This window comes from Klebsiella sp. HMSC09D12 (assembly GCF_001808475.1).
Lineage (GTDB): Bacteria > Pseudomonadota > Gammaproteobacteria > Enterobacterales > Enterobacteriaceae > Klebsiella > Klebsiella oxytoca.
The window spans coordinates 1-6,815 of the sequence record NZ_KV793459.1; the positions used below are offsets into that span (position 1 = coordinate 1).

11 protein-coding genes are annotated in these 6,815 nt (G+C 44.3%); 1 reads left to right on the plus strand and 10 read right to left on the minus strand.

Annotation, left to right across the window (positions count from 1 at the left end; all coding sequences use genetic code 11):
* Positions 1–292: 292 nt before the first annotated feature.
* Entirely contained in the window at positions 293–637 is a 345-nt protein-coding gene (locus HMPREF3178_RS31670) for a hypothetical protein (protein WP_004117855.1), read from the minus strand.
* An 86-nt stretch (positions 638–723) separates the two neighbouring features.
* The gene (locus tag HMPREF3178_RS09480) at positions 724–978 is read right to left on the minus strand and encodes an Hha/YmoA family nucleoid-associated regulatory protein (protein WP_004117854.1); all 255 of its coding nucleotides are present in this window, start codon (positions 976–978) and stop codon (positions 724–726) included.
* 177 nt (positions 979–1,155) lie between these two features.
* Between HMPREF3178_RS09480 and HMPREF3178_RS09485 the strand changes: the two genes are divergently transcribed.
* Positions 1,156–2,292, plus strand: a complete 1,137-nt coding sequence (locus HMPREF3178_RS09485) for a tyrosine-type recombinase/integrase (RefSeq protein WP_004117850.1) — start codon at positions 1,156–1,158, stop codon at positions 2,290–2,292.
* 65 nt (positions 2,293–2,357) lie between these two features.
* On the opposite strand, the gene HMPREF3178_RS09490 is transcribed toward HMPREF3178_RS09485, so the two are convergent.
* The 8 genes from HMPREF3178_RS09490 to HMPREF3178_RS09525 form a co-directional block, all read right to left on the minus strand.
* Positions 2,358–2,675, minus strand: coding sequence for a hypothetical protein (locus HMPREF3178_RS09490; RefSeq protein WP_017146613.1), 318 nt, complete (start codon positions 2,673–2,675; stop codon positions 2,358–2,360).
* A 215-nt stretch (positions 2,676–2,890) separates the two neighbouring features.
* On the minus strand, positions 2,891–3,214 hold the full coding sequence (locus HMPREF3178_RS09495) for a hypothetical protein (RefSeq protein ID WP_004117846.1): 324 nt from the start codon (positions 3,212–3,214) through the stop codon (positions 2,891–2,893).
* The gene (locus HMPREF3178_RS09500; protein WP_004117843.1) at positions 3,211–3,969 is read right to left on the minus strand and encodes a hypothetical protein; all 759 of its coding nucleotides are present in this window, start codon (positions 3,967–3,969) and stop codon (positions 3,211–3,213) included. Before HMPREF3178_RS09500 ends, HMPREF3178_RS09495 begins: the two co-directional genes overlap by 4 nt.
* On the minus strand, positions 3,966–4,925 hold the full coding sequence (locus HMPREF3178_RS09505; RefSeq protein ID WP_004117840.1) for a DNA replication terminus site-binding protein: 960 nt from the start codon (positions 4,923–4,925) through the stop codon (positions 3,966–3,968). Before HMPREF3178_RS09505 ends, HMPREF3178_RS09500 begins: the two co-directional genes overlap by 4 nt.
* A gap of 42 nt (positions 4,926–4,967) precedes the next feature.
* A complete protein-coding gene (locus tag HMPREF3178_RS09510) occupies positions 4,968–5,375 on the minus strand; it encodes a hypothetical protein (protein ID WP_004117837.1) in 408 nt (135 codons plus the stop codon).
* A 9-nt stretch (positions 5,376–5,384) separates the two neighbouring features.
* Positions 5,385–5,849, minus strand: coding sequence for a hypothetical protein (locus HMPREF3178_RS09515; protein ID WP_004117834.1), 465 nt, complete (start codon positions 5,847–5,849; stop codon positions 5,385–5,387).
* Between the two features lie 47 nt (positions 5,850–5,896).
* Positions 5,897–6,139: a hypothetical protein gene (locus HMPREF3178_RS09520; protein ID WP_004117831.1), complete on the minus strand. Its 243-nt coding sequence runs from the start codon at positions 6,137–6,139 to the stop codon at positions 5,897–5,899.
* Positions 6,126–6,551, minus strand: coding sequence for a hypothetical protein (locus HMPREF3178_RS09525; RefSeq protein ID WP_004117829.1), 426 nt, complete (start codon positions 6,549–6,551; stop codon positions 6,126–6,128). Before HMPREF3178_RS09525 ends, HMPREF3178_RS09520 begins: the two co-directional genes overlap by 14 nt.
* Positions 6,552–6,815: the final 264 nt, after the last annotated feature.

The following is a 6,815-nucleotide window of genomic DNA, read 5'->3' on the forward strand; positions in this document are numbered from 1 at the left end:
ACGGTTGTATCTAATCCTGGGGGCAGGTCAGTCTGCATTAAGGGATGGTAGATCCATCGCTTGGCTTCATCTGAGGTGAAAAGTAGCTTTTCTATCGCATCCATCATCTTTATGCTTTCCCCGTTCTCACGATATGGAGTGATGATACTTTCAATTCGAACGGCATCGATCTCCACTAGCGCCAACTGGCCTGTTTGAGCTAAAAGGTCTGGATTTGGCTGGATATCCTCCGACGTATCATTAACGAATATCCCGATTGTCGTATCGTTACATAACCCTATGAGGTCAGCATTTAGGCCACAAACAATCCCACCACCAGCGAGATTTTTGAGGTTAACGATCCCTTACTCCTTACCTTGCAGAAGATGAGGAAGAGCAAGGTAATTTTTTCCTGTATTTTAACCTTTATGTATTTTTTTATATGTTGTAGTGTGAGCTCACTACAAACCCCTTTTACTTCTGTGTTGTGGCTAAAATGCCATTTTTGGTTTTTACCTTGTTTTGCAATCAAGGATGTTCCACAAATGAGACAGACACAGTTGCATGAAAGGCCATTCTCAACGCTGGCGATATCAACAATTTTATTTGAAACCGTATCGAATCCAAATGGTATCCATTTTTGTGAATTACGTCGCATGAATATTCCTCGTTAAAAACGAATAAAAGGATTCTACATTATTCGCTTCTATCAAACATGGAATAACAGTGCCTTATTTACATTATTCAGATCTCATCGGGGATGAGATGCCACACAGAGGCAGGTATTTTGTCATAGATTTTTTTCATGTAGATCTCAGCTCTGCGGTGATCATACGCTCCATTCAAGCTGGTTATCTTATTTATATCCCCTCCTTCATCATTTAATTTATCTAGGATACGTTCAAAAACTTTATCGAGAGTTTCTGTCGTGCTGCACTTCCTGAACTTCAGAAGATAGGTTTCTCTCAGGCTACTGTGCACATTTAGGCTTTTCAACAACAACGCTCCGGGGCATGTCCAAAAACAATGGCTATTATCGAAAACATTAAACGAAGTACCACAGACAGGCAAGAGAATCATCTTGATTAATTTCCCATTCTCCCTGGATTTGAAAAAAAACAATGTTACTATACTGGTTATAAAAACAGTGCCATTGATAAGACATGAGATCTTCCCATGACAGATAAAACTAAGCTGGTTGCGATTGCACGAACCGATGACATGAGCGCTCTTGAAGCACTCAAGCTGTTACGGTTTCGCCGTTACAATACGGCAAGAAGTCAGTTAAGAGTCACGAGTGTCTGGTCTGCATGGTGCGCCAGGCACGGTCTGCCCCCCTTCCCCGTTACAGCAGTTGATGTCGAGCGCTATATTAATGGGCTGAATGGATCCGTTAAAATGGCGACCATTTCTCATTTTATTGCATGCCTTTCAAGCGTAAACAGCAGCCTGGGTTTTCCAGACTTCCGCAACGTTCTGATCAAAGCACTGGTTCAGGTATGGCGGGCGGGGGAGAATGAGAAAAAAATCGTCACCGGTCAGGCCCTTCCATTTCTTATATCCGATCTCAATATTCTTCGCCGGTCACTGCATAAAAGCGACGACCTGAGAGACATACGCGACCTTGCAATGATATGGGTTGGGTTTGAAACCCTGCTGCGTAACGTGGAAATTCGAAGGATTAAAACCTGCGACCTGAAATGGCAAAATGACACGTCCTGTTACCTTCTGGACGTCATGCGGACCAAGACAAGCCTTTCAAGTAACCTGACATTTCAGCTCTCACCACAATGCAGTCAGCATGTCAGACGGTTGATTGAGACGGTGGAATACACCGATACTGAAACCTTCGGGCACCGTTTTCTTTTTCAGCCTGTGAACATCCATACAAACCGATATTTCCCACCCACCAGCAGTAAGCTATCACGGGGTAAATCCATAGACAGGATGCTGGTCAAAGCAGGATTCAGTCAGGGGTTACTGACGCAGCTACAGAATGAATCAAAGGTATCACGGGAAGATGTTGGTATGCTGTCCTCTAATTCACTGAACCAGGCATTTGCACGCCTCTGGGGGATTGCCGGGAAGGTCGGCGACAGTAACCGACAGTCCGGGCGGTACCGGACATGGACAGGACACAGTGTGCGTGTGGGGGGAGCCATAGAGCTGTTTAAAGCCGGGTACTCCCTGGAAAAGATTACCGAGATGGGGAACTGGTCTGATCCAAAGATGGTCTTCCGTTATATCCGTGGATATCTTGCCAGTGAAAAAGCCATGGTAAGCTTTATGCGTAATCATCTGGACGATATATAGATTTTACTGAGAGAAACACCAGCACTCAGCAACATGTTACTGAGCGCTGGTCACTTATGAACTTTTCAGATATTCAGTTCTTTCAAATCTGTCACAACAAAATCCCCTTTACCTGAAAGACTGTCAAAATCATCGAGTGTAAATTCATGCGTGTGATACCAAATGACCCTGCATGTAGGACAAGTAACAGGTAACAAATCTTCCGCTAATTTTTCGCTGTTATGGATAACCTCACCCATCTCGTTTGTGTCAACAATACAACCACTTATGCAAAGGGTTTCGTACCCATGAGCACCTGTAACAATATGGGTTGCTGTTCTCTCACGAATTTCTCCATTAATTTTAATCTGCTCTCGCGTGGTAATCGTTCTTTTATTATTCATTAAACCTCCGGACGAAACATTAAAAACAAAGGCTATTATTGCGCCCGACTTCTGAAAAATTTCGAAACCAAACAGGTAATCGCGAAAATCGTCATCAAGATTGCTAAATCCTTCTCTACGCCTGCATAAGGAAGGACTCAGGGAAAGTGCATTAGCCTGTGCCCGAATTGGTCCTGGTGCGTATCAGGAAGGAAAATGATAGGTGATATTATGGATTATCCTTTTTTAGCTGCTTTTTCTTCTTTTCTTTGTTTTTTTAATCTCCGCTTCTCCCTTAAATTTGCAACGGTATAGAGAGTGACTGATGCAATAAAATTCACCAGTGCAGCAAACTCTACTGCCAGATTGATCACGGCTGGTTTGACAGGAAGCCAGAGTGTTACCAGAAGGAGGAGGAACAATGTGATACACCGTAAGGCATGTACATTAGAGCCTCTACTCTTATTAATCACAACCATGGCGGGACATATTTTGTTTGTCAGATAATTTAAACCGAATGCACAAACTGCAGTTACTAACAAGAAAATCGCGTAAGTCATTTTTCCTCCAGAGGTTTTAATCTTAATTTGACCACGTTAACCAGTTTCATTATTCCCGCCTCGTCCGGTACAAAAATGTAACGAAACCTCGGCCATGTTGCGTGCGTGAATATCAAACCTACGGCTTTCATATCCAGAGGCATAAGCCTTTCGGTCTTGCTCAACGGCATTTTCTCTATCGGGATCAACCCTGACTTAAAACTTTTTATCATTAAGTCGAGAGGGTTTTTACAATTTTTATTGCTCATCGTTTCTGTGTAACGGATCATCCCGCTAATCGTTACTTGTATCGTTCCTATATCAGCGTCAAATTTCGGCAGCACTGGCCAGTAAGGAATCTCAAAATCAACACTGGTAAGCGCCTGTTCATAGCCCTGCTCATTTGTTTCTACAACCGTTTTGAGGCCAGGAAACCGGGCGTGCATAAATTTGATAATCTTTACCACATTGGGTGTGCTGGCCAGACGCTGATAGATATCAGGTAGCCATGTGGACGTGGTGGCCCAGGTCGTGGAGCAAGCATAAGTTTTTTGCTCCATGTACCATAAAATAGAGGTGTCAGCCAGGAAGTGATGAACAGTCAACAGCTCGGCCAGCAGCCGATCTTCATCTGCATGTGTTATGGCATTTTTGAAACAGACCTGTACGCGGAAACGTTCTTTTGCAGACAGAAAAGTGTTTCCCCCGCTGACGGCCACTTTGTATAACCTCCTGGCCGGATCAGCTTCACAAACACCGGTTAGAATCCGGCTCATCTCGACTCCTTGATGACTTCCACCAGCCCTATACGGGGCAGGACAGAACGATATTTTTCATTAAAACTGCCGCGCTTCTGCCTTTCACCCTTTACGTAATTTTTTAACGGATTAAATCGGTCCGGTTCACTGAACAAAATTAAAGGTAAAGGCGCACGGAAGTTGAGTTTGTACGGCCCATGAACGTCATTCGGATCATCAGGACTGGTGTACCGGATATTGACGTTAACAGCAGGAAAGTTACTTTCCCGGATAAGCCGAAATTTTCTCGAAGATTCATCGTCATTACACACTTCATCATTCAACAACGACAGCATCATGATTTCTTCGGTCCGCTCCTGTTTCAATCGTTCTACATCCTGTTTTGTCAGATTGATATCCGGTTGAAGCTCAGTTATCTCCCTGCGTAGGCGGTCTATTACCGTTTCCAGCCGGGTGAATTTATGAATGATAGGGATTTGCCAGGTGAACCCCAGGGACCTAATTTTCTCGGTAACGATCCGGATATTGCGGGACACCTGTAAAGTCACCAGCCACGGGTAAATCTGGTGCAGAATTTCTGACCGTGAGTCCTGGTAATGAGTGATACCTTTTACAGCATCAGCAAATTTGTCGCGAAGCCGGTTGATTTCACCCACCAGCGACATCACTTCGTCATGATTATTTTTAACCACAACAAACCCGGGATATTTTCGGGTAATTTTGGTTGAATAATGTTCATCCCTGACATGGACTTTATCAACCCGCTGCTGCCGGTAAATATCCACCAGGGTGTCTACGTCGGGCACCGAATGAGTCACATTGATTTCCTGTGGAGGATTCAACTCCTCCACACTACGGGGCTCCGGGAGCGTGGCAAGGTAAGATGATCCGATATCGCTATGACCGAGTAAACTGTGCAGCTCACCGAGTTTGCGTAGTTGCTCTTCGTTGTAATGTGCAAAGTCAGTATTCATATCGTCTCCCGTATCGTGTTCCTGAACGTGCGACGGTAATCGTTAAACAAACTCTGGTAAAGACTTAAACGTCAGCCATACAGGCAGGCGTCGCCCATCCCTGCATACTCTGACAAGGCGATAACGATTTTTCTCCATTGTGACCAGCCAGTACCCATCGGAGACAGGACGGTCGAGCGTGAGCAGTTTCAACCCGTAAAAGCCCATCGAGGTGAATAAACGCCCTTCCTGCTCACGGAAAGAGACCGTAAAGGACGGGAACAAGAGCCAAAATACAGTGAAGAAGACATACCAGGTATACGGAACAGTCAGTTGCAGAATTTCATAGTTCCTTACGGTAGCAGTGATCAGGCCAAGGCTTAATACCGCACCAATGCTGGCATATACTTTGAAAGCCGCGCTATCGGAGTTTTTCCAGGTAATACCACTAATACAATGCACTTTGCTCATCGCCTTGCCTCAATGTAGTTGTCTGCAGCCTTTCATCCGGGGAAGAATTTCTTTCTCCCACAGTGACCTTGAATTCCCATGCCCTCCCTGGAGTTGCATTGCACAAACCCTGTTAAACACGGATACCTCTTTCCTGATTGCCTGGGTTTGGCTGTCAGTGAGCTCAATGCATTCCGGTACCAGCTGCATAACGCCGTTCATCATTTCTGCCTTTATGAGGGCTGGACCGTCTTTTGTGTCGGCCTCACAGGATTCCTTAACATTGAATCCGAATGAACAGAGAAGCTGGCCCTGAGCCTTAGGCCCCATCTGAACCCCCCGGCTATCGACGGTAAAGCGGACGATTGCGTAATCCCCTCCCTGATCGCTGGTTATGTTCCTTACCAGCATGCTGACTGGAGTCATTTGAAGCCAGCTGTAGATGCCCAAAACGATTTCTTCTTTTAAAATCATATTCAATTTACTGGTTCTCATTTTCTCATTTATGAATATGAAAACATAAAAAAATGCTCTGTAAAGCCCTAGTCTGTAGAAAGCAGAGGTTTTGTGGTTTTTAACTTGTACTCAATAAAAATTTCGGCAGCATCTGCTGTTGTTATTTCAGACAATATAGCATCAATAATTTCTGGCTCCGTGATATTATGGAACCCCTGCTTACGAACCATCTCTTTAACGCACTCAAAACGTCGGGCTGTTGCCGGGTCGATGACAAATGTATTTAGATGCACATCATCACATGCGCCAGACGTCTCATTTAGTTTCATTTTCACTCTCCAGATCAGGAATGAAGTCAAAATTGTACGCAATTGCTTTTTCAGGTGAATCACCCGCGATAAGTTTTAACCATGAGTAAGAGTCTAGCTGATTAAGAAAAATAACGAGATAACCTTCGTCAGCACTGTTTCGCTTCTTAATGAATTCAATCTCAGTATCCATGCCAAAACCAAATAGACCATGTATCACGCGCGACTGTTCTGGAAGCATTGAGCTGAACATTGATACCACGACATCCCTCAACTCTAAATTTTGGTGGGCAATGAAAGCAACTCTTTTACCCTCCTTAACAGAAGCTACAATTCGTTTAACACTCGACTTGACGTTATAGCGATACACAATCAACCGGAGCCGTGTCATGCAAAGGAAAATTAATACATACGCAGCTGACAATAGCCCCATAAACTGAGCCTTCAATAAACCAGTAGAGGAATCCCAAAACAACCAGTCCCAAAAAAGTAACTATACTCAACAGGAAAATATAAAAATTAATTTTACGGTCTTTTGGATACCAGGTAGATGCAACGGCTATAATAGCCATTACGCCGACTAATGCTGGACTTACCCCGCCCCGGTAGATGATTCTGCCCTATAATGTGAGCACAGGAGGTGTAAGTATCCCGGTAAAACGGACCATTCACTTTTAGAGATCTTCCGACATACTGA

Coding starts and splice junctions, on each gene's coding strand:
- HMPREF3178_RS31670 (WP_004117855.1), bottom strand. CDS start 637: ATGCGACGTAATTCACAAAAATGGATACCATTTGGATTCGATACGGTT.
- HMPREF3178_RS09485 (WP_004117850.1), top strand. CDS start 1,156: ATGACAGATAAAACTAAGCTGGTTGCGATTGCACGAACCGATGACATG.
- HMPREF3178_RS09490 (WP_017146613.1), bottom strand. CDS start 2,675: ATGAATAATAAAAGAACGATTACCACGCGAGAGCAGATTAAAATTAAT.
- HMPREF3178_RS09495 (WP_004117846.1), bottom strand. CDS start 3,214: ATGACTTACGCGATTTTCTTGTTAGTAACTGCAGTTTGTGCATTCGGT.
- HMPREF3178_RS09500 (WP_004117843.1), bottom strand. CDS start 3,969: ATGAGCCGGATTCTAACCGGTGTTTGTGAAGCTGATCCGGCCAGGAGG.
- HMPREF3178_RS09505 (WP_004117840.1), bottom strand. CDS start 4,925: ATGAATACTGACTTTGCACATTACAACGAAGAGCAACTACGCAAACTC.
- HMPREF3178_RS09510 (WP_004117837.1), bottom strand. CDS start 5,375: ATGAGCAAAGTGCATTGTATTAGTGGTATTACCTGGAAAAACTCCGAT.
- HMPREF3178_RS09515 (WP_004117834.1), bottom strand. CDS start 5,849: ATGAGAACCAGTAAATTGAATATGATTTTAAAAGAAGAAATCGTTTTG.
- HMPREF3178_RS09520 (WP_004117831.1), bottom strand. CDS start 6,139: ATGAAACTAAATGAGACGTCTGGCGCATGTGATGATGTGCATCTAAAT.
- HMPREF3178_RS09525 (WP_004117829.1), bottom strand. CDS start 6,551: ATGGGGCTATTGTCAGCTGCGTATGTATTAATTTTCCTTTGCATGACA.